Below are 21,953 nucleotides of genomic sequence, written 5' to 3'. Positions count from 1 at the left end.
TCAACATCACTCTTTGATTAGCTTAGCGTAAAAGAAGCCATCACCCTCTTCTGCGCCCGGCAGGTTTTGCAGACCCGGGTGCTCAGGTGTTCCCGTATCATGCAGCGTCGCGTCCGGGGTGCGCTTCAGGAAAGCCGCAATTTGCTGACTGTTTTCTTCCGGAAGAACAGAGCAGGTTGCATACACCAGGGTTCCGCCGGGTTTGAGATGCGGCCAGATGGCATCCAGAATTTCGGATTGCAACTGGGCAAGCTCCTTGATATCACGATCGCGACGCAGCCATTTGATATCGGGATGACGACGAATTACGCCGGTTGCAGAGCAGGGGGCGTCCAGCAAAATACGATCGAACCGGGTATCACCACACCAGTCTGCGGGTTTACGTCCATCGCCTTGCTTAACCTGTGCTTTCATACCCAGACGCTTGAGGTTGTCATAGACGCGTGAAAGACGCTGCTCATCAACATCCACGGCCATCACGCAGGCCTGCGGCGCCACTTCCAGAATGTGCGTTGTTTTTCCCCCTGGCGCTGCACAAAGATCAAGGATCTGCTCCCCGTCTTTCGGTTCAAGCCAGGCCATGCACCCCTGAGCGGATGCGTCCTGTACCGTTACCCAGCCCTCTTCAAAACCGGGTAATGCATGTACCGGTGCAGGGGAGGCTAAACGAACCGCATCAGGATAAGCCGTGTGTGTGAAGCCGCTCATTCCGGTCTCTTCCAGCAGGGCCAGCCATGCGTCGCGGGTATGATGGTTACGATTGACGCGTAACCACATCGGCGGACGTTGGTTATTGGCATCCACAATGTCTTGCCATTGCTGTGGGTAGGCTTTTTTAAGGCGATTCAGCAGCCATTCTGGATGCAGGAAGCGCGCTTCGCTTTGCGCAAATTCTGCCAGCAGTTCGTCCTGCTGACGCTGGAACTGACGCAGCACGCCGTTAATCAATCCTTTCAGCTGGGGACGTTTAATCGCAACGGCACCTTCCACTGTCTCAGCCAGCGCAGCATGAGGTGGAATGCGGGTATGAAGAAGCTGGTAGAAACCGACCATGATCAAATAATGCACGGTACGTTGCTTGCCGCTCATCGGGCGTGACATCAGCTTATTAATTAACCATTCAAGCTGAGAGAGGGTACGCAGCACGCCAAAGCACAGCTCCTGAAGCAGCGCTTTATCTTTATCGGAAACCTTTTGTTGCAGTGGAGGCAGGACATTACTCAGTGACTGGCCCTGCTCAATAACCTGCTCAACGGCCTGAGCCGCCATAGTGCGTAGATTTTGTCTTTTCATAACCGTAAAAATAAAAATGCCCGGAAACACCGGGCCTTAAGAGTAAATTTGTTCAGGCAAGACGATTGCCAGGGATGAACCATTCACGACGGGAATTTAATAGATCCTGCGCGCTCATTGCCTTTTTACCGGCCGGTTGCAGCGATTCAAGATTCAGGATCCCTTCTCCGGTCGCAACCTGGATACCGTTTTTGCTGGCGTCGATAATCGTACCGGGCTCTGCTGATGTATTGCCGTTAATAACTGAAGCTTTCCAGACTTTCACTGGCTGCTCATCAATCATCAACCAGCTCATCGGCCACGGATTAAAGGCGCGGATGCAGCGTTCGAGTTGAGCTGCTGACAGGGACCAGTCGATCCGGGCTTCTTCTTTACTCAGTTTTTCAGCATAGGTCACCTGTGCCTCATCCTGCACTTCAGGTGTCGCTGTATTGTCAGCAAGCTGTTGCAACGTCTCAATCAGCCCCTGCGGACCGAGAGCCGCCAGCTTGTCATACAGCGTGGCGCTGGTATCTTCTGCGGTAATGGAACACGCCAGTTTATACAGCATGTCGCCCGTGTCTAAACCTACGTCCATCTTCATGATTGTCACGCCAGTTTCAGCATCGCCTGCCCACAGAGCGCGCTGAATAGGGGCTGCACCGCGCCAGCGTGGGAGCAAAGAACCATGAACGTTAACACAGCCCAGGCGGGGCATATCGAGTACCGCTTTTGGCAGAATGAGGCCGTAAGCCACAACTACCATCACGTCAGCGTTCAGGTCTGCCACTAACTGCTGGTTTTCCTCAGGTCGTAATGACGCTGGCTGGAATACCGGTAAACCATGCGTTTCTGCCAGTACTTTAACCGGGCCAGGCATCAGTTTTTTACCGCGGCCAGCCGGTCGATCCGGCTGAGTAAATACGCCAACAATCTGATGACCAGACGATAGCAGCGCGTCGAGATGACGCGCTGCAAAATCAGGGGTACCCGCGAAGATTATACGTAGTGATGTAGACACGTTATTCCTTGTATCCGGGGGGCGTTAAGCGCGAGAACGCAAACGATCCAGTTTCTCAACTTTCTGACGAATACGCTGTTGCTTCAGAGGTGAGAGGTAATCGATAAACAGTTTACCGACCAGGTGATCCATCTCATGCTGAATGCAAATCGCCAGCAGATCGTCGGCTTCCAGCTCAAACGGATTGCCGTCACGATCCAGTGCGCGAATTTTAACTTTTTCGGCACGTGGCACCAAAGCGCGCTGTTCAGGGATAGACAGACAGCCTTCCTCAATGCCTGTTTCGCCGCTTTTTTCAAGCAGTTCAGGGTTGATCAGCACCAGACGCTCATCGCGATTTTCAGAAACGTCGATCACGATAATACGCTTGTGAATGTCTACCTGGGTCGCCGCCAGGCCAATGCCTTCTTCAGCGTACATGGTATCGAACATATCATCGACGATACGCTGAATTTCTGCATTCACTTCTTTAACCGGTTCCGCGACGATGCGAAGACGCTCGTCAGGAATATGTAACACTTGCAAAACTGCCATAAATTTCCAGAGTCGTGTTCAGGAGTTGATAAGAATATTACTTCTATTCTAGACAAATCCCCGGTCGATTGACAGCATCAGTGACCAATCGCAAAGATTGCTGAGGCTGCTTATGGCAGGGAAAAGGATGACGTCCACAGAGATATGGTTACGGCTTATAAACATCGGGTCGTTATACGGTGACGCGATGCTGGAGATTGCGCAGAGGCTGCTTCGCCAGGCAACCGTTGATGCTGAAGCTGTCAACGCGGCAGGGCTTTCGCCCAAACATGCCGTAAAGTTTTTTTCGTTCAGCGAGAGTGAGCTTGAACGTAGTCTGGAATGGCTTGAACACACCGACAACCACCTTCTCACGGCGGATGATCCTCGTTTTCCGCCATTGTTGCGTTCTATACCTGATTTTCCCGGGGCGCTCTTTGTGCGAGGCCGCGTCGACGTGCTTAATAGCATGCAGCTTGCGGTTGTGGGCAGCCGTGCGCCCTCGTGGTACGGCGAGCGTTGGGGGAAAATGCTCAGTGAACAGCTGTCCCAATGTGGCTTTACGATCACCAGTGGCCTGGCTTGCGGCATCGACGGTGTGGCACATCATGCGGCGTTGTCAGCAAAAGGGCGAAGTGTCGCCGTGCTTGGCAATGGTCTTTTTAGTCTCTATCCGCGTCGTCATCACATTCTGGCTGAGCAACTTATCGCTTCTGAGGGGGCGATAGTATCTGAGTTTTCACTTTCGACATCGCCCAGACCGGGTAACTTTCCACGGCGTAACCGGATCATCAGCGGGTTAAGCCAGGGCGTGCTGGTGGTCGAAGCTGCGATTCGAAGTGGATCGCTGGTTACTGCAAGGTGCGCACTGGAGCAGGGGCGTGAAGTTTTTGCGCTGCCCGGCCCGTTGGGGAACCCTGGCTGCGAAGGCCCTCACTGGCTGATAAAACAGGGGGCGACGCTGGTGACCTGTAAAGAGGATATCCTGGAAAATTTGCAGTATGGATTGCATTGGTTGCAGGATGATCTCCAAAAGCGACATATTTCATCGGATCAGGAGGCCGTAGCATTGCCATTTCCCAAGCTCCTGGCTAACGTAGGAGATGAGGTAACACCTGTTGACGTTGTCGCTGAACGTGCCGGCCAACCTGTGCCAGTAACGGTAGCACAGCTACTCGAACTGGAGTTAGCAGGGTGGATCGCAGCTGTACCCGGCGGCTATGTCCGATTAAGGAGGGCATGCCATGTTCGACGTACTGATGTATTTGTTTGAGACTTACATCCACAACGAAGCAGAAATGCAGGTGGATCAGGACAAATTAACACGGGATCTGACCGACGCAGGTTTTGAGCGGGAAGATATTTATAATGCGTTGATGTGGCTGGATAAGTTGGCTGATTATCAGGACGGCCTCGCCGAACCGATGCAGCTTGCTTCTGACCCATTGTCTGTGCGCATCTATACAGCTGAAGAGTGTGAAAGGCTGGATGCCAGCTGCCGGGGATTCATTTTATTCCTCGAGCAGATTCAGGTGCTAAACCTCGAAACGAGAGAGATGGTGATAGAGCGCGTCATGGCGCTGGATACTGCTGAATTTGAACTGGAAGATCTGAAATGGGTGATCCTGATGGTGCTGTTCAACATTCCAGGCTGTGAAAATGCCTATCAGCAAATGGAAGAATTACTCTTTGAAGTGAATGAAGGTATGCTGCATTAATTCTATGTGCAGCAACAAGAGTTGTTATGGCCAAATCAGCACTCTTCACGGTGCATAAAAACGAGCCCTGCCCACAGTGTGGGGCTGAACTTGTTATTCGGTCCGGGAAACACGGTCCGTTTCTCGGTTGTTCACACTATCCGGAATGTGATTATGTCCGTCCCCTGAAGAGCCAGGCGGACGGACATATCGTCAAAATTCTGGAGGGACAGCTTTGTCCGCTCTGCGGCGGCGAACTGGCGCTGCGGCTGGGGCGGTTCGGGATGTTTATCGGATGCAGCCGCTACCCGGAATGTGATCATACGGAACAAATTGATAAACCAGATGAAACGGCAATTGCCTGCCCTCAGTGCCAGCGTGGTCAATTGGTGCAGCGCCGCTCTCGTTATGGCAAGACCTTCCATTCGTGCGATCGCTATCCCGAATGCCAGTTCGTTATCAATTTCAAACCAGTAGCGGGCGTCTGCCCTCATTGCGATTATCCGTTACTTATAGAAAAGAAAACCGCGCAAGGCTTGAAACGCTTTTGCGCCAGTAAACAATGTGGAAAGCCGGTTTCGGCGGATCAAATCAGTGAATAATAACCTGCCATCAGGCTCCATCGCGCAGGCGGTGGAAATCCTGAAAAAAGAAGAAGTCATCGCCTATCCAACAGAAGCCGTTTTCGGGGTCGGGTGCGATCCTGACAGCGAAGTCGCCGTTAACCGTCTGCTGGCGCTAAAACAGCGGCCTGTGGAAAAAGGATTGATTTTGATCGCTGCGAACTACGCGCAGCTTAAGCCTTATATTGATGATTCCATGCTGACGCCTGCACAGCGGGAAACCATTTTCTCTGCGTGGCCTGGTCCCGTGACGTTTGTTTTTCCTGCACAACCGACAACGCCGCGCTGGTTAACCGGGCGTTTCGATTCACTTGCGGTACGCGTTACCGACCATCCGCTGGTGGTGGAGTTATGCCAGGCATTTGGTAAACCTCTGGTTTCAACCAGCGCCAACCTGACCGGGCTTCCCCCCTGTCGGACAACCGAAGAAGTTCTGGCGCAGTTCGGGAGTGATTTCCCGGTAGCCGTCGGTGAAACCGGTGGCCGTCTTAACCCGTCAGAAATTCGCGATGCCTTGACCGGCGAACGTTTTCGCCAGGGATAATGTGATGGAAACCTATGCTGTTTTTGGTAACCCGATCGCGCACAGCAAGTCGCCTCTGATCCATCAGCTGTTTGCAGAGCAATTGCAGATAGATCACCCATATGGTCGGGTTCTTGCGCCTGTTGATGCATTTTTACCGACGCTAAATAGCTTTTTTGTTGCGGGCGGTAAAGGTGCGAACGTTACGGTGCCTTTTAAAGAAGAGGCTTTCGGGCGTGCGGATGAGCTGACCGAGCGTGCGTCGCTCGCTGGTGCCGTCAATACTCTTAAGCGGCTCGAAGATGGTCGCCTTCTGGGCGATAACACCGATGGCATAGGTTTACTCAGCGATCTGGAGCGACTGTCGTTTATTAAACCAGGCTTTCGGATCCTGCTGATCGGTGCGGGTGGCGCGTCGCGCGGCGTATTGCTTCCTCTTCTTTCGCTGGATTGTGCGGTGACAATCACCAACCGTACTTTCTCCAGAGCAGAAGAGCTGGCGGCGTTGTTCGCACACACAGGCAGCGTAGCTGCGGTAGCACTTGAGGATCTCGCGGGTCACGAATTTGATCTTGTGATTAATGCCACCTCAAGCGGTATTAATGGAGAGATCCCGGCGATTCCTGCATCCCTGGTTCATTCCCACATCTACGCCTATGACATGTTTTATCAAAAAGGGAAAACGCCATTTCTGACCTGGTGCGAACAACAGGGGGCAAAACATGTGGCTGATGGTCTGGGCATGCTGGTGGGGCAGGCGGCTCATGCGGTGCTACTCTGGCATGGCGTGTTACCTGCTGTAGAACCGGTGATCGAAAAGCTGAAACAGGAACTGATGGCATGAATCAGGCGATTCATTTTCCCGACAGAGAAATCTGGGATGAAAACAAGCAAGCGGTGTGTTTCCCGGTGCTGGTGCATGGAATGCAGCTCACCTGTGCGATTAAAGGGGAGACGTTGCTTCAGCGCTTTGGTGGTTCAGATCCGTTAGCGGTCTTTTGTGAAAATCGCTGGGATCTGGAAGAGGAAGCCAGCGATTTGATCCGCGTACAGCAGGAAGACGATCAGGGCTGGGTCTGGTTATCCTGATCCAGATAGTCATTCTTCCATTTAACGTAATTGTTCGCTGAGTATTTCAATCCTTCGATCTCCGCCTCCTTTAGGGGGCGGATCTGTTTAACCGGACTGCCTAAATAGAGATAGCCACTTTCCAGGCGTTTGTTTTGCGGAACTAGGCTTCCTGCGCCAATCATTACGTCATCTTCTACTATGACGCCATCCAGCAAAATCGATCCCATCCCAACGAGAACCCTGTTACCGATTGTGCAGCCGTGGAGCATTACTTTATGACCGACGGTAACATCTTCCCCAATGATGAGCGGATTGCCCTCAGGGTTATATGATGACTTATGAGTCACATGCAGCACGCTGCCGTCCTGAATATTGGTGCGTGCACCGATTGCAACATAGTTAACATCGCCCCGGATCGCGACGAGTGGCCAGATGCTGACATCATCGGCCATGCGAACATCACCAATGACCACGCTGCTGGCATCGATCATCACGCGATCGCCTTTTTGGGGGAACAGATCTTTATAAGGACGTAATACTGCAAACATATCTACCTCGATACAGATGAGCGCTATTAAAGAAGACTTTGATCGTATTCCTGGATCGAGGCAAGGCAAAATGCGTCAATTTTTAAGCGGATCGGGTGGGTTTTCAGCGAAAAGCACGGAAAATCATCAGTTGGAAAAAAAGATCTAAAAAATACTTGTGCTAAAAACTGGGATCCCTATAATGCGCCTCCATCGACACGGCGGATGTGAATCACTTCACAAACAACCCGGTCGGTTGAAGAGAAAAAATCCTGAAAATCAGGGTTGACTCTGAAAGAGGAAAGCGTAATATACGCCACCTCGCGACACAGCGCTGAAGCGCGTCGCAACTGCTCTTTAACAATTTATCAGACAATCTGTGTGGGCACTCAAAGTGACATGGATTCTTAACGTCCTCGGACGAAAAATGAATACCAAGTCTCAACGAGTGAACACGTAATTCATTACGAAGTTTAATTCATTGAGCATCAAACTTTTAAATTGAAGAGTTTGATCATGGCTCAGATTGAACGCTGGCGGCAGGCCTAACACATGCAAGTCGAACGGTAACAGGAAGCAGCTTGCTGCTTTGCTGACGAGTGGCGGACGGGTGAGTAATGTCTGGGAAACTGCCTGATGGAGGGGGATAACTACTGGAAACGGTAGCTAATACCGCATAACGTCGCAAGACCAAAGAGGGGGACCTTCGGGCCTCTTGCCATCGGATGTGCCCAGATGGGATTAGCTAGTAGGTGGGGTAACGGCTCACCTAGGCGACGATCCCTAGCTGGTCTGAGAGGATGACCAGCCACACTGGAACTGAGACACGGTCCAGACTCCTACGGGAGGCAGCAGTGGGGAATATTGCACAATGGGCGCAAGCCTGATGCAGCCATGCCGCGTGTATGAAGAAGGCCTTCGGGTTGTAAAGTACTTTCAGCGGGGAGGAAGGTGTTGAGGTTAATAACCTCAGCAATTGACGTTACCCGCAGAAGAAGCACCGGCTAACTCCGTGCCAGCAGCCGCGGTAATACGGAGGGTGCAAGCGTTAATCGGAATTACTGGGCGTAAAGCGCACGCAGGCGGTCTGTCAAGTCGGATGTGAAATCCCCGGGCTCAACCTGGGAACTGCATTCGAAACTGGCAGGCTAGAGTCTTGTAGAGGGGGGTAGAATTCCAGGTGTAGCGGTGAAATGCGTAGAGATCTGGAGGAATACCGGTGGCGAAGGCGGCCCCCTGGACAAAGACTGACGCTCAGGTGCGAAAGCGTGGGGAGCAAACAGGATTAGATACCCTGGTAGTCCACGCCGTAAACGATGTCGACTTGGAGGTTGTGCCCTTGAGGCGTGGCTTCCGGAGCTAACGCGTTAAGTCGACCGCCTGGGGAGTACGGCCGCAAGGTTAAAACTCAAATGAATTGACGGGGGCCCGCACAAGCGGTGGAGCATGTGGTTTAATTCGATGCAACGCGAAGAACCTTACCTACTCTTGACATCCAGAGAACTTAGCAGAGATGCTTTGGTGCCTTCGGGAACTCTGAGACAGGTGCTGCATGGCTGTCGTCAGCTCGTGTTGTGAAATGTTGGGTTAAGTCCCGCAACGAGCGCAACCCTTATCCTTTGTTGCCAGCGGTTAGGCCGGGAACTCAAAGGAGACTGCCAGTGATAAACTGGAGGAAGGTGGGGATGACGTCAAGTCATCATGGCCCTTACGAGTAGGGCTACACACGTGCTACAATGGCGCATACAAAGAGAAGCGACCTCGCGAGAGCAAGCGGACCTCATAAAGTGCGTCGTAGTCCGGATTGGAGTCTGCAACTCGACTCCATGAAGTCGGAATCGCTAGTAATCGTGGATCAGAATGCCACGGTGAATACGTTCCCGGGCCTTGTACACACCGCCCGTCACACCATGGGAGTGGGTTGCAAAAGAAGTAGGTAGCTTAACCTTCGGGAGGGCGCTTACCACTTTGTGATTCATGACTGGGGTGAAGTCGTAACAAGGTAACCGTAGGGGAACCTGCGGTTGGATCACCTCCTTACCTTAAAGAACCTGCCTTTGTAGTGTCCACACAGATTGTCTGATGAAAAGTAAATAGCAAGGCGTCTTGCGATTGAGACTGTACGTCCCCTTCGTCTAGAGGCCCAGGACACCGCCCTTTCACGGCGGTAACAGGGGTTCGAATCCCCTAGGGGACGCCACTTGCTGGTTCGTGAGTGAAAGTCACCTGCCGTCATATCTCAAAACTGACTTGCGAGTCACGTTTGAGATATTTGCTCTTTAAAAATCTGGATCAAGCTGAAAATTGAAACGACACACAGCTCATGTGTGTTCGAGTCTCTCAAATTTTCGCAATCAGAAGTGAAACATCTTCGGGTTGTGAGGTTAAGCGACTAAGCGTACACGGTGGATGCCCTGGCAGTCAGAGGCGATGAAGGACGTGCTAATCTGCGAAAAGCGCCGGCGAGGTGATATGAACCCTTGACCCGGCGATGTCCGAATGGGGAAACCCAGTGTGTTCCGACACACTATCGTTAACTGAATACATAGGTTAACGAGGCGAACCGGGGGAACTGAAACATCTAAGTACCCCGAGGAAAAGAAATCAACCGAGATTCCCCCAGTAGCGGCGAGCGAACGGGGAGCAGCCCGGAGTCTGAATCAGCTTGTGTGTTAGTGGAACGGTCTGGAAAGTCCGACGGTACAGGGTGATAGTCCCGTACACGAAAATGCACAGGTTGTGAACTCGAAGAGTAGGGCGGGACACGTGGTATCCTGTCTGAATATGGGGGGACCATCCTCCAAGGCTAAATACTCCTGACTGACCGATAGTGAACCAGTACCGTGAGGGAAAGGCGAAAAGAACCCCGGCGAGGGGAGTGAAAAAGAACCTGAAACCGTGTACGTACAAGCAGTGGGAGCACCTTCGGGTGTGACTGCGTACCTTTTGTATAATGGGTCAGCGACTTATATTCTGTAGCAAGGTTAACTGTATAGGGGAGCCGAAGGGAAACCGAGTCTTAACTGGGCGTTAAGTTGCAGGGTATAGACCCGAAACCCGGTGATCTAGCCATGGGCAGGTTGAAGGTTGGGTAACACTAACTGGAGGACCGAACCGACTAATGTTGAAAAATTAGCGGATGACCTGTGGCTGGGGGTGAAAGGCCAATCAAACCGGGAGATAGCTGGTTCTCCCCGAAAGCTATTTAGGTAGCGCCTCGTGAACTCATCTTCGGGGGTAGAGCACTGTTTCGGCTAGGGGGCCATCCCGGCTTACCAACCCGATGCAAACTACGAATACCGAAGAATGTTATCACGGGAGACACACGGCGGGTGCTAACGTCCGTCGTGAAGAGGGAAACAACCCAGACCGCCAGCTAAGGTCCCAAAGTCATGGTTAAGTGGGAAACGATGTGGGAAGGCACAGACAGCCAGGATGTTGGCTTAGAAGCAGCCATCATTTAAAGAAAGCGTAATAGCTCACTGGTCGAGTCGGCCTGCGCGGAAGATGTAACGGGGCTAAACCATGCACCGAAGCTGCGGCAGCGACACTATGTGTTGTTGGGTAGGGGAGCGTTCTGTAAGCCGTTGAAGGTGTGCTGTGAGGCATGCTGGAGGTATCAGAAGTGCGAATGCTGACATAAGTAACGATAAAGCGGGTGAAAAGCCCGCTCGCCGGAAGACCAAGGGTTCCTGTCCAACGTTAATCGGGGCAGGGTGAGTCGACCCCTAAGGCGAGGCCGAAAGGCGTAGTCGATGGGAAACAGGTTAATATTCCTGTACTTGGTGTTACTGCGAAGGGGGGACGGAGAAGGCTATGTCAGCCGGGCGACGGTTGTCCCGGTTTAAGCATGTAGGCGGAGGTTCCAGGTAAATCCGGTACCTTGTTAACGCTGAGGTGTGATGACGAGGCACTACGGTGCTGAAGTGATAAATGCCCTGCTTCCAGGAAAAGCCTCTAAGCATCAGGTAACACGAAATCGTACCCCAAACCGACACAGGTGGTCAGGTAGAGAATACCAAGGCGCTTGAGAGAACTCGGGTGAAGGAACTAGGCAAAATGGTGCCGTAACTTCGGGAGAAGGCACGCTGATAGGTAGGTGAAGCCCCTGCGGGCGGAGCTGAAATCAGTCGAAGATACCAGCTGGCTGCAACTGTTTATTAAAAACACAGCACTGTGCAAACACGAAAGTGGACGTATACGGTGTGACGCCTGCCCGGTGCCGGAAGGTTAATTGATGGGGTTAGCGGCAACGCGAAGCTCTTGATCGAAGCCCCGGTAAACGGCGGCCGTAACTATAACGGTCCTAAGGTAGCGAAATTCCTTGTCGGGTAAGTTCCGACCTGCACGAATGGCGTAATGATGGCCAGGCTGTCTCCACCCGAGACTCAGTGAAATTGAACTCGCTGTGAAGATGCAGTGTACCCGCGGCAAGACGGAAAGACCCCGTGAACCTTTACTATAGCTTGACACTGAACACTGGTCCTTGATGTGTAGGATAGGTGGGAGGCTTTGAAGCGTGGACGCCAGTCTGCGTGGAGCCGCCCTTGAAATACCACCCTTTAATGGCTGGTGTTCTAACGTAGACCCGTTATCCGGGTTGCGGACAGTGTCTGGTGGGTAGTTTGACTGGGGCGGTCTCCTCCCAAAGAGTAACGGAGGAGCACGAAGGTTGGCTAATCCTGGTCGGACATCAGGAGGTTAGTGCAATGGCATAAGCCAGCTTGACTGCGAGCGTGACGGCGCGAGCAGGTGCGAAAGCAGGTCATAGTGATCCGGTGGTTCTGAATGGAAGGGCCATCGCTCAACGGATAAAAGGTACTCCGGGGATAACAGGCTGATACCGCCCAAGAGTTCATATCGACGGCGGTGTTTGGCACCTCGATGTCGGCTCATCACATCCTGGGGCTGAAGTAGGTCCCAAGGGTATGGCTGTTCGCCATTTAAAGTGGTACGCGAGCTGGGTTTAGAACGTCGTGAGACAGTTCGGTCCCTATCTGCCGTGGGCGCTGGAGAATTGAGGGGGGCTGCTCCTAGTACGAGAGGACCGGAGTGGACGCATCACTGGTGTTCGGGTTGTCATGCCAATGGCACTGCCCGGTAGCTAAATGCGGAAGAGATAAGTGCTGAAAGCATCTAAGCACGAAACTTGCCCCGAGATGAGTTCTCCCTGAGACCTTGAGTCTCCTGAAGGAACGTTGAAGACGACGACGTTGATAGGTCGGGTGTGTAAGCGCAGCGATGCGTTGAGCTAACCGATACTAATGAACCGTGAGGCTTAACCTTACAACGCCGAAGGTGTTTTGGCGAAGAGACAGACACGATTTTCAGCCTGATACAGATTAACAGAATTTGCCTGGCGGCTTTAGCGCGGTGGTCCCACCTGACCCCATGCCGAACTCAGAAGTGAAACGCCGTAGCGCCGATGGTAGTGTGGGGTCTCCCCATGTGAGAGTAGGGAACTGCCAGGCATCAAATTTAGCGTGCTGATATGGCTCAGTTGGTAGAGCGCACCCTTGGTAAGGGTGAGGTCCCCAGTTCGACTCTGGGTATCAGCACCACTTTATACTTAGGTTAAAGTTCGGCAAGAAGTAAAAGAATTTGTCTGGCGGCTTTAGCGCGGTGGTCCCACCTGACCCCATGCCGAACTCAGAAGTGAAACGCCGTAGCGCCGATGGTAGTGTGGGGTCTCCCCATGTGAGAGTAGGGAACTGCCAGACATCAAACAAGTAGAAAGGCCATCCGAAAGGATGGCCTTTTTGCGTTATCTCTCCAGCTAAACCAATTCCCTCATTCGATGTTTTCACTGGTGCCGTTAATACCTTACGGACGTAGCGCTTTACCCTACTGAAACTGAAGTGGTGAAATGCATCCTGCTGGCTCGCAGTAGCGTTAAATGAATTAAATGTTATGCCAAATACTGTACAGGTAAGGGATATAGCGAGGATTAAGGTAGCGTATTGAATTTAATTAATATCTGATGCTATTCGTGATGGGGAATATACGTTTCTTATATCAGACAAAAATAAAAGCGCGGCCATCGCCGCGCTTTTAGAAGCCTTATTTAGTCAGGGCGACAATACCGAGTGTCAGGCCAGCGATTGCCGCGGCGCCACCAGCAATCGCACCTGCTGTTTCCCAGTTATCCTGGGTAGTGCCCTTCATACAGGTATTGGTGTGAACCAGTCGCCCCTGATCGTCGTATACCGGTACACATGGAGAATCGTGCGCGCAACCAGCAAGCAGCGCAGCGAGAAGTGCAACGGAAAGGAATCTTTTCATGATGTTACCTCAATATGATCGCCTATTCGCTAAAGAGCCGATGCGGCAATTAACGAATCGATGATTATTTTACCACCGCACTAATACCATGCAGCACGTGGAATAATCTCAATTTGTGTGGATTGTAAAAATTATGAAGAAAAAAGCGCAGGCAGTAATTATTAATGGAGGAAATGTGAAGAGGGGATGTGTTTTTACATTTTTTTCAGGAAATAAAAAAGGCACCAGAGGTGCCTTTATGATTTTCATTAATCCTTGTGCTTTGTAAATCGTCTCCGGACAACCACAAAGAAAACAGGAACAAAGAATATGGCCAACAGTGTGGCTGAGAGCATCCCGCCCATCACGCCCGTCCCGACCGCATTTTGTGCACCACTACCTGCACCGCTGCTGATGACCAGAGGCATAACACCAAGGATGAATGCCAGGGAAGTCATCAGGATAGGACGCAGACGCATACGCGAGGCTTCAAGCGTGGCTTCGATAATCCCTTTGCCTTCTTTATCCATAAGATCTTTGGCGAACTCAACGATCAGTATGGCGTTCTTGGCTGATAAACCAATTGTTGTAAGCAGACCAACCTGGAAGTAAACGTCATTGTTCAGCCCTCGCATTGATGCAGCCAGAAGCGCACCGATCACCCCCAGAGGCACAACCAGCATGACCGAGAATGGAATTGACCAGCTTTCATAGAGAGCCGCCAGACACAGGAACACCACAATAAGTGAAATGGCGTACAGCGCCGGAGCCTGATTCCCGGAAAGTCGTTCCTGATAAGACATCCCCGTCCAGTCGTAGCCGATGCCGGACGGCAGTTTTGACGCAAGGTTTTCCATCAGCGCCATTGCCTCACCGGTACTTTTGCCTGGTGCAGACTCACCGAGGATCTCCATTGATGGCATCCCATTGTAACGTTCCAGACGCGGTGAACCGTACACCCAGTGAGAGCTGCTAAAGGCAGAGAAAGGCACCATTTCGCCGTTAGCGCTACGCACATACAGGCCGTTAATGTCTCCGGGTAGCATACGGAAGCGAGCATCAGCCTGGACATAAACTTTTTTCACCCGTCCGTGATCGATAAAGTCGTTCACATAGGTGCCACCCAGGGCTGTTGAAATAGTCTGATTGACGTCAGACACGCTCACACCCAGCGCCTGTGCCTTCTCCTGATCGACGTCCAGCTTGAACTGTGGCGTATCTTCCAGTCCGTTAGGACGCACGCGGACCAGTAAGTCAGGATGTTCTCTCACCATGCCCAGCAGCTGGTTACGCGCCTGCGTTAACTGCGTATGTCCCAGGTTTGCCTGGTCTATCAGTTCAAAGTCAAAGCCTGTTGCGGTACCCAGTTCAATAATGGCAGGCAGGTTAAACGGAAATACAAGGCCGTCTTTGATCTGGCTGAACGCTTTCGTCGCGCGGCTGACAATCGCCTCAACGCCGTTTTCCTTGCCCGGACGCTCTTCCCATGGCTTCAGGCTGACGAAAGCGATACCGGAGTTCTGACCCTGTCCGCTAAAACTAAACCCGTTTACGGTAAAGACCGATTCAACGTTCGCTTTCTCTTTCGTCAGGTAATAATCCTGAACCTGATCGAGTACCTGCTGGGTACGCATCTGCGTCGCCCCTGCCGGCAACTGAACCATCGTCATAAACACACCCTGATCCTCTTCCGGCAGGAAGGAGGAAGGCAGGCGCAGGAACAGAACTGCCATGCCGCCGACGATGATGACGTAAACCAGCAGATAGCGGCCGGTCTTACGTAAAATGCCGCTCACGCTGTTGCTGTAGTGCTCCACACTCTTATCAAAGAGCGCGTTAAACCAGCCGAAGAAACCACCTTTCTTTTCATGATGTTCGCTGGAAACCGGTTTGAGCAGCGTTGCACAAAGAGCAGGCGTTAATATCAACGCCACCAGTACCGACAAGGCCATCGCGGAGACAATGGTCAGCGAGAACTGGCGATAGATAGCCCCGGTTGAACCACCAAAGAATGCCATCGGAATAAATACCGCCGAAAGCACCATGGCAATGCCCACCAGAGCGCCCTGGATTTGCTCCATTGACTTCTGCGTCGCCTCTTTTGGCGGCAGCTTGTCCTCAACCATGACGCGTTCTACGTTCTCGACTACCACGATGGCGTCATCGACGAGAAGACCTATCGCCAATACCATCCCGAACATCGTCAGGGTGTTAATGGAGAACCCGAACGCAGCCAGTACCGCAAAGGTGCCCAGTAACACCACGGGAACGGCGATAGTGGGAATAAGCGTTGCCCGCAGGTTTTGCAGGAACAGGTACATCACCAGGAACACGAGAACAATCGCTTCAAACAGCGTCTTCACCACTTCATGGATGGAGATCTTCACGAAAGGTGTGGTGTCGTACGGATACACGACTTTCAGACCCTGAGGGAAGAAGGGCTGCAACTGCGCCAGTTTACTCTTGATGGCGGCAGCGGTATCCAGCGCGTTTGCGCCAGTCGCCAGCTTGATCCCCAGCCCCGTTGCTGCCTGGCCATTGATTTTGGTGACCATGTTGTAGTTTTCGCCACCCAGCTCAATGCGTGCCACATCTTTCAGGTGGACCATTGAACCGTCCTGGTTCACCTTCAGCGTCACACGACCAAACTCCTCCGGCGATTTCAAGCGTGTTTGAGCAATAATTGAGGCGTTCAGTTGCTGCCCTGGTACGGACGGCGTTCCTCCCAACTGGCCCGCAGCAATCTGGTCGTTCTGTGTTTTCAGCTGGTTAATGATATCCAGCGGCGTGAGCTGATATTTGTTCATCGCGTTGCTGTCCAGCCAAATGCGCATTGCATACTGGGCACCGAACAGTTGCACGTCACCGACGCCGGAAGTACGGCTGATCGCATCTTTTACGTTAGAAGCGACATAGTCGGAGATATCATCCTGCGTGAGATTTTTATTGTCCGACACAAAGCCTGCAACCAGCAGGAAGCTGCTGCTGGATTTCTCCACGCCAATCCCCTGCTGCTGCACTTCTTGCGGCAGCAGCGGCATGGCGAGCTGGAGTTTGTTCTGAACCTGCACCTGCGCGATATCAGGATCCGTACCCGACTCGAACGTCAGCGTAATGGTGACGTTACCGGCGGAATCACTGGTGGACGACATGTACATCAAATTATCGATACCGTTCATGTTCTGTTCGATAACCTGAGTTACGGTGTCCTGTACCGTCTGGGCATCAGCGCCAGGGTAGGTTGCTGTCACCGCCACCGCTGGCGGCGCAATGGTCGGATATTGCGCCACCGGCAGTTTTAAAATGGCCAGCCCGCCCGCAATCATCAGAATGATGGCGAGCACCCAGGCGAAAACAGGCCGTTGAATAAAGAAATTAGCCATGTCGTTATTCCTTAACTGGCTGGAGTCGCGGCGGTATCAGGAATAGCCACGACGGTAACGCCAGGGCGAACTTTTTGCAGGCCGCTGATAATGACGCGGTCGCCGTTTTTCAGGCCTTCCGTGATCAGCCAGCGATCGCCAATCGCCTGCGGTGCAACGACAGTGCGCGATTCCACCTGGTTTTTATCGTTTACCACAAGCACAGTGGCATCCCCGCGCGGTGTACGGGTTACCCCCTGCTGGGGAACAAGAATGGCATCAGGCTGTGTACCTTCGTCAATGCGTGCACGGACAAACATACCCGGTAACAGCATATGCTGAGGGTTAGGGAAGAGGGCGCGAAGGGTGATTGAGCCGGTACTTTCATCTACCGTGACATCAGAGAACTGGAGCGTTCCTTTCAGTGGATAAGGCTGGCCATTTTCCATCAGCAACTCGACGCTGCTGGTGTCTCCCTTTTGCAGGCTCGTCTGCTGCTTCAGACGCATAAAATCGCTGCTGGATTGCGTCACATCGACATAAATGGGATCGAGCTGCTGAACCGTCGCCAGTGCAGTCGACTGACCATTAGTAACCAACGCCCCTTCGGTGACGCTGGATTTACCTATACGCCCGTTGATTGGGGATGTGACTTTGGTATAAGCCAGGTTGATCCGCGCGCTTTCAACGCCAGCCTTCGCGGCAACGACGCTCGCATCCGCCTGCTGGGCGGTTGCCACCGCCTGATCGTACTCCTGCTTGCTCACATATTGCGTACCGACCAGCGGAACGTAACGTTTCACCGTCAGATGAGCGATATTGGCCGCCGCCTGTGCTTTTACCAGTTCACCTTTCGCATTGTCGTAGGCTGCCTGATACGTGGCCGGATCGATCTGATAAAGGGATTCACCCGCTTTGACGTCGCTGCCTTCGGTAAAATTACGGTGCAGAATGATACCACTTACCTGGGGACGAACCTCCGCAACACGATACGCGTCAGTTCTGCCAGGCAATTCTGTCTTTACGGCCAGTGGCGCGCTTTTAACAATATGAACACTGACCTGAGGAGCTTGCGCATGTTGCTGTGGGTTTTCTTGCCCATCGCATCCGGTAAGCAGCGCGGCACAGACAATGAAACCGGATAAGGGTAAGCATCTGAAGTGATTCGTCATTACTGTTCCTTAAACTACCCCTGAACCGATATTTGTCATGAATCGGTGAAAGGGTGTGAGGCAAAAAAAGAAATGTAGCTGCGTATAATAATGAGGGTATTTAATGTTTTTTAATTTATAAGTGCTGATGGAGCTTTTAAAAAGTAAAAATCGGAATCTGACCCAGTGCATTCGACACTCTATTTCTGTCAGGATAATCAACGAAATGCTTTTTGGTGAAAGCTATACATATGTTTTATGTATTTAATATATTCAATTTATTCACGAGGTTTATAAATTAAACGAATTGACTTTTTTTGTGCAAAACTAACACGGATTTTGGTTAATACTTTGTCTGACACGACCACGGCAATATCCTTTGATAACGTATCAATCTTGTAAGTAACGAGTAGCAGGTAATGGCGCGCAAAAAGAAAGAAGAGGCTCAAAAGACCCGCCAGCAGCTGATTGAAGCCGCTATCAGGCTATTCGCGACGCGTGGTGTGGCCAGCACCACGCTTACCGACATTGCCGATGCAGCTCAACTCACTCGCGGGGCGGTTTACTGGCATTTCTCGAGTAAAGCGGAAATATTTAACGCAATATGGGAACAGCAATTGCCGCTGCGTGAAATCATTCGTGACAGGCTAATGCTTTCCGAAAATGACGACCCTTTGTTAATGCTTCGTGAACAATTTATTGTTGCGCTGCAATATATTGCGAGCGAACCCCGACAGTATGCGCTTTTACAAATTCTGTATCATAAGTGTGAATTTCATGACGATGTGATTTCAGAATGTGAAATACGCAAGCGGATCGGTTTAAACGATGATTATCTTCGCAAGACGCTTAAGCGATGCATTGCTCATAACATTATCTCTTCGCAAACTAATATTGAACTGGCGCTGATTGTTTTCCATGCGTTTTTTAGCGGAGTCATTAAAAACTGGTTAATGGATAACACCAGTTTTAATCTGTACAAACAAGCGCCGGCGCTGGTGGATAATATTCTGGCGACACTAAATATCACCCGAGTGGCGCCAGTGGTTTACGATACAGCCTTATGACTGCGCCCGGGGTGGCGACATCTCCCCGTGCTGGCACTGTTCCATAATAGCTTGCGCGGTAATTGGTTTGCCCAGCAGATAACCCTGTAGCGTATTGCATCCCAGTTCTGTCAGGAAGGTCTGCTGCGCTGCGGTTTCGACCCCTTCCGCCACGACCTTCAGATTCAGCGTTTTTGCCAGGGCGACAATCGCCGAGACAATTGTCGCATCTTCGCTCTCTCCACTTAACTCTTTCACAAAAGCGCGATCGATTTTCAACTCGCAGGCGGGAAGCCGCTTAAGATAGAGAAGGCTTGAGTAACCTGTACCAAAATCGTCTATTGAGGCTTTTACTCCCGCATCCGTCAGCGCTGTCAGGACGCGTACGCTTTCGTCCGGATTGCTCATTGCCGTGGTTTCAGTCACCTCCAGGATCAACATGCCGGGCGGCACTCTATGGCGCGTCAGACAATCGAGAACCGTTTTAACCAGCGACGGCTGTTCGAACTGCAACGTAGAAAGATTCACCGCCATTGACCAGTCCGTGTGGCCCTGAAGATGCCATTCACGCAGCTGGCGGCAGGCCTCGTCGATTACCCAGTTTCCAATCGGAATAATCAGCCCTGTTTTCTCTGCCAGCGGTAGAAACAGGTCGGGGGAGAGTAATCCCTGTTTGGGATGCTGCCAGCGTAACAGCGCTTCGAACCCGATGACCGGCCCGGCAGGGGCGTGGAATTTAGGTTGATAAAGCAGGCGTAACTCATCACGGTCGATGGCCTGCCACAGATCATTCATCAGCTGTAGATGCGTCTGCGCCAGCGTATTCATTGACGGCTGGAAGAAGTGATAGCCGTTGCGACCCATATGTTTCGTGTGGTACATCGCAGCATCAGCGTTAAACATTAGTTCACGATCGGTTTTGCCATCGTGTGGATAGAGCGCAATGCCAATGCTCAGGGTGACCATCAGTTCGTAAGGATCGAGATGGAACGGGCTATCAATGACGCGCACCAGTGAATTTGCCAGTGAGGCAGCATCATCCGGGGTGGCGGTTTCGGCCAGCAGCACGAATTCATCCCCACCGATACGCGCCAGCGTGTACTGACCTTTCAACTGCAACAGCAAACGCTGAGTCACCGCTACCAGAAGCTTGTCACCGACATCATGACCATAGGCATCGTTGACGGTTTTAAAGCCGTCAAGATCCATAAACATCAGCGCGAAAGGGCTTCCTTCGCGATCGGCCTTGCTAATGGCCTGATCGAGGCGATCCTCAAGCAGAATACGATTGGGTAATCGCGTCAGCGTATCATGCAACGCCAGCTGTGCGAGTTCACGATTAGCTTCTGCCAGTGATGAGGCCAGCAGCGAGGTACGAGCCTGAAGGCGGGCATCGAACATCGACACCAGCAGCGTAATCCCCAGAATAGCGAGCGCGACCACGCTAACCAATATCGCCAGCCAGCTCCCGTTAATGCCATGATGGTGGACCATCGTCGACATCGGAAATTGTGCTGCTTCCATGCCAGCGTAATGCATGCCAGCGATAGCGATGCCCATGGTGATCGCCGCCCCCAGCCGCATCAACGCCATTCGTGCGGCTTCCTGACGTAAACGGAACGTCAGCCAAAGAGCGGCCAGTGAAGCGGCAAGGGCTATGACCACAGAGATAGCCACCCACGTTTTATCCCAGACAATACCCGGTGTGACCTCCAGGGCAGCCATACCGGTGTAGTGCATGGCAACAATGCCCGTTCCCATCACGACGGCGCCAGGCAGCAGCCGGCGCAAACGTAGCTGCTCGCCGCTAACGAGCCACAGGGCAAACATTGACGAGCTAATGGCGATAACCATCGAAAGCAAGGTCAGGGCCGCGTTGTAACTCATGCTCATGGAAAGATCCATCGCCAGCATACCGATGAAATGCATCGCCCACACGCCAATCCCCATCGAAACACCGCCACCTGCCAGCCAGACGCGTGCAGCGACGCCCTGGCTTCCGGCAACGCGCGCAGCCATATTCAGTGCGGTATAGGCGGCAAGAATGGCAACAACAAAGGAGATGACTACGAGGATTTGGTTGTATTGGCTAACCAGCATGGTCTGTTCACTCGTGTGAGACGTTAAGCAAGAGCGGTTGGAAAGGGGACAGACATTATCATCGTCAGGAAATGACGAAAAGTGATTTAAGCCCCTGTTTTTATTGGGTGTTAACAGGGTTTTATACAGGATGGAAGCGGTTAGTCCAGCTCTGAGCAGTTGACCAGTTTAAGCGGGTTCACGGAATTCATATTGCGACATTTATCGGTTTCAGTGCTCATCAGTTCAATCCACTGCATCAGCAGCGCATCGAAAATGAAAACAGAGACAGCAAAAACGACCAGCCACCAGTATTTACGAATCATGTGTCATTCCGCGAAAAGAGAGCCTGTAAGTTGGTGGAAATATACACGAAAAGCGGGCGTTGAAAAGTGGGGAAAGGGAAGGTTTACAAAGCGTTGACGGTTGCCCGCCCGAACGATAAAAAAGGCGCTTCCCCATGCCGAAGAGCGCCTTTTTAAACAAGCAGTTAGCTAATCGAAATTAGTTCATGCCGTATTTTTTCAGTTTCTTACGCAGGGTACCACGGTTGATGCCCATCATCAGGGCAGCGCGGGTTTGATTACCACGGGTGTATTGCATCACCATGTCCAACAGTGGCTGTTCAACTTCAGCCAGTACCAGCTCATACAGGTCATTAACATCCTGACCGTTCAGTTGAGCAAAATAGTTCTTCAGTGCCTGTTTAACCGAGTCACGCAGGGGCTTTTGAGTCACCTGATCCTGAGAGTTAACGGTAGAAACGGTCAGTACGTCAGAATTTACGCGTTGTTCGAACATAGTTCT

At 52.0% G+C, this 21,953-nt stretch carries 17 protein-coding genes, 2 tRNA genes and 4 rRNA genes; 13 read left to right on the top strand and 10 right to left on the bottom strand.

Features of this window, described 5'->3' with window-relative positions:
* Positions 1 to 6 precede the first annotated feature (6 nt).
* Genes rsmB through def form a run of 3 tightly spaced genes read right to left on the bottom strand, consistent with a single transcriptional unit; the run spans position 7 to position 2,827 of the window.
* A complete protein-coding gene (gene rsmB, locus BFV63_RS19985) occupies positions 7 to 1,293 on the bottom strand; it encodes a 16S rRNA (cytosine(967)-C(5))-methyltransferase RsmB (protein WP_069597608.1) in 1,287 nt (428 codons plus the stop codon).
* A 52-nt stretch (positions 1,294 to 1,345) separates the two neighbouring features.
* Entirely contained in the window at positions 1,346 to 2,293 is a 948-nt protein-coding gene (gene fmt / locus BFV63_RS19980) for a methionyl-tRNA formyltransferase (protein ID WP_023314929.1), read from the bottom strand.
* 24 nt (positions 2,294 to 2,317) lie between these two features.
* The gene (def, locus tag BFV63_RS19975) at positions 2,318 to 2,827 is read right to left on the bottom strand and encodes a peptide deformylase (protein ID WP_006812188.1); all 510 of its coding nucleotides are present in this window, start codon (positions 2,825 to 2,827) and stop codon (positions 2,318 to 2,320) included.
* Between the two features lie 127 nt (positions 2,828 to 2,954).
* Between def and dprA the strand changes: the two genes are divergently transcribed.
* The 6 genes from dprA to BFV63_RS19945 are packed head-to-tail and all read left to right on the top strand — an operon-like array spanning position 2,955 to position 6,738.
* Positions 2,955 to 4,079, top strand: coding sequence for a DNA-protecting protein DprA (gene dprA / locus BFV63_RS19970; RefSeq protein WP_003863350.1), 1,125 nt, complete (start codon positions 2,955 to 2,957; stop codon positions 4,077 to 4,079).
* The gene (gene smg / locus BFV63_RS19965) at positions 4,051 to 4,524 is read left to right on the top strand and encodes a DUF494 family protein Smg (RefSeq protein ID WP_000460665.1); all 474 of its coding nucleotides are present in this window, start codon (positions 4,051 to 4,053) and stop codon (positions 4,522 to 4,524) included. Before dprA ends, smg begins: the two co-directional genes overlap by 29 nt.
* A gap of 26 nt (positions 4,525 to 4,550) precedes the next feature.
* The gene (locus BFV63_RS19960) at positions 4,551 to 5,105 is read left to right on the top strand and encodes a DNA topoisomerase family protein (RefSeq protein ID WP_022651940.1); all 555 of its coding nucleotides are present in this window, start codon (positions 4,551 to 4,553) and stop codon (positions 5,103 to 5,105) included.
* On the top strand, positions 5,098 to 5,670 hold the full coding sequence (tsaC, locus tag BFV63_RS19955; RefSeq protein WP_003863353.1) for an L-threonylcarbamoyladenylate synthase type 1 TsaC: 573 nt from the start codon (positions 5,098 to 5,100) through the stop codon (positions 5,668 to 5,670). The genes BFV63_RS19960 and tsaC overlap by 8 nt, the downstream gene beginning before the upstream one ends.
* Before the next feature lie 4 nt (positions 5,671 to 5,674).
* A complete protein-coding gene (gene aroE, locus BFV63_RS19950) occupies positions 5,675 to 6,493 on the top strand; it encodes a shikimate dehydrogenase (RefSeq protein ID WP_023314927.1) in 819 nt (272 codons plus the stop codon).
* Positions 6,490 to 6,738 carry a DUF1488 family protein gene (locus BFV63_RS19945; protein ID WP_003863356.1) on the top strand — a complete coding sequence of 83 codons (249 nt, stop codon included), beginning with the start codon at positions 6,490 to 6,492 and terminating at the stop codon, positions 6,736 to 6,738. The genes aroE and BFV63_RS19945 overlap by 4 nt, the downstream gene beginning before the upstream one ends.
* Here the strand turns inward: BFV63_RS19945 and BFV63_RS19940 are convergent.
* Positions 6,714 to 7,268, bottom strand: coding sequence for a gamma carbonic anhydrase family protein (locus tag BFV63_RS19940; RefSeq protein WP_003863357.1), 555 nt, complete (start codon positions 7,266 to 7,268; stop codon positions 6,714 to 6,716). The two genes, BFV63_RS19945 and BFV63_RS19940, sit on opposite strands and share 25 nt — an antisense overlap.
* 477 nt (positions 7,269 to 7,745) lie before the next feature.
* Between BFV63_RS19940 and BFV63_RS19930 the strand changes: the two genes are divergently transcribed.
* The 6 genes from BFV63_RS19930 to rrf (BFV63_RS19905) all read left to right on the top strand — a co-directional run bounded on the left by BFV63_RS19930 (position 7,746) and on the right by rrf (BFV63_RS19905) (position 12,967).
* Positions 7,746 to 9,287 (top strand): 16S ribosomal RNA (locus tag BFV63_RS19930).
* A gap of 84 nt (positions 9,288 to 9,371) precedes the next feature.
* Positions 9,372 to 9,447: transfer RNA gene (locus BFV63_RS19925), tRNA-Glu, on the top strand.
* Positions 9,448 to 9,629: 182 nt separating this feature from the next.
* Positions 9,630 to 12,533 (top strand): 23S ribosomal RNA (locus tag BFV63_RS19920).
* A 69-nt stretch (positions 12,534 to 12,602) separates the two neighbouring features.
* A 5S ribosomal RNA gene (gene rrf / locus BFV63_RS19915) occupies positions 12,603 to 12,718 on the top strand.
* A 14-nt stretch (positions 12,719 to 12,732) separates the two neighbouring features.
* Positions 12,733 to 12,808 (top strand) — tRNA-Thr (locus BFV63_RS19910).
* A gap of 43 nt (positions 12,809 to 12,851) precedes the next feature.
* A 5S ribosomal RNA gene (gene rrf / locus BFV63_RS19905) occupies positions 12,852 to 12,967 on the top strand.
* Together the 16S, 23S and 5S rRNA genes with 2 tRNA genes alongside form the textbook arrangement of a ribosomal RNA operon.
* A 340-nt stretch (positions 12,968 to 13,307) precedes the next feature.
* Here the strand turns inward: rrf (BFV63_RS19905) and BFV63_RS19900 are convergent.
* The 3 genes from BFV63_RS19900 to BFV63_RS19890 all read right to left on the bottom strand — a co-directional run bounded on the left by BFV63_RS19900 (position 13,308) and on the right by BFV63_RS19890 (position 18,042).
* Positions 13,308 to 13,529: a lipoprotein gene (locus BFV63_RS19900; protein WP_003860364.1), complete on the bottom strand. Its 222-nt coding sequence runs from the start codon at positions 13,527 to 13,529 to the stop codon at positions 13,308 to 13,310.
* Positions 13,530 to 13,777: 248 nt separating this feature from the next.
* The gene (locus BFV63_RS19895) at positions 13,778 to 16,891 is read right to left on the bottom strand and encodes an efflux RND transporter permease subunit (protein ID WP_023314926.1); all 3,114 of its coding nucleotides are present in this window, start codon (positions 16,889 to 16,891) and stop codon (positions 13,778 to 13,780) included.
* 11 nt (positions 16,892 to 16,902) lie between these two features.
* A complete protein-coding gene (locus BFV63_RS19890) occupies positions 16,903 to 18,042 on the bottom strand; it encodes an efflux RND transporter periplasmic adaptor subunit (protein WP_032660585.1) in 1,140 nt (379 codons plus the stop codon).
* A 398-nt stretch (positions 18,043 to 18,440) separates the two neighbouring features.
* Between BFV63_RS19890 and envR the strand changes: the two genes are divergently transcribed.
* On the top strand, positions 18,441 to 19,088 hold the full coding sequence (gene envR, locus BFV63_RS19885; protein ID WP_023314924.1) for an acrEF/envCD operon transcriptional regulator: 648 nt from the start codon (positions 18,441 to 18,443) through the stop codon (positions 19,086 to 19,088).
* Here envR and BFV63_RS19880 read toward each other — a convergent pair.
* The 3 genes from BFV63_RS19880 to fis all read right to left on the bottom strand — a co-directional run bounded on the left by BFV63_RS19880 (position 19,083) and on the right by fis (position 21,947).
* Positions 19,083 to 21,167, bottom strand: coding sequence for a putative bifunctional diguanylate cyclase/phosphodiesterase (locus BFV63_RS19880; RefSeq protein WP_069597587.1), 2,085 nt, complete (start codon positions 21,165 to 21,167; stop codon positions 19,083 to 19,085). The genes envR and BFV63_RS19880 overlap by 6 nt on opposite strands.
* A 140-nt stretch (positions 21,168 to 21,307) precedes the next feature.
* Complete coding sequence (locus tag BFV63_RS19875; protein WP_003860373.1) at positions 21,308 to 21,472, bottom strand: DUF2556 family protein; 165 nt, start codon at positions 21,470 to 21,472, stop codon at positions 21,308 to 21,310.
* Between the two features lie 178 nt (positions 21,473 to 21,650).
* Complete coding sequence (fis, locus tag BFV63_RS19870) at positions 21,651 to 21,947, bottom strand: DNA-binding transcriptional regulator Fis (RefSeq protein WP_000462905.1); 297 nt, start codon at positions 21,945 to 21,947, stop codon at positions 21,651 to 21,653.
* Positions 21,948 to 21,953: the final 6 nt, after the last annotated feature.

Source organism: Enterobacter hormaechei subsp. xiangfangensis (genome assembly GCF_001729785.1).
Taxonomy (GTDB): domain Bacteria; phylum Pseudomonadota; class Gammaproteobacteria; order Enterobacterales; family Enterobacteriaceae; genus Enterobacter; species Enterobacter hormaechei_C.
The sequence above is the reverse complement of the archived record's forward strand: the minus strand, read 5'-3'. Positions and strand labels throughout refer to the sequence as shown.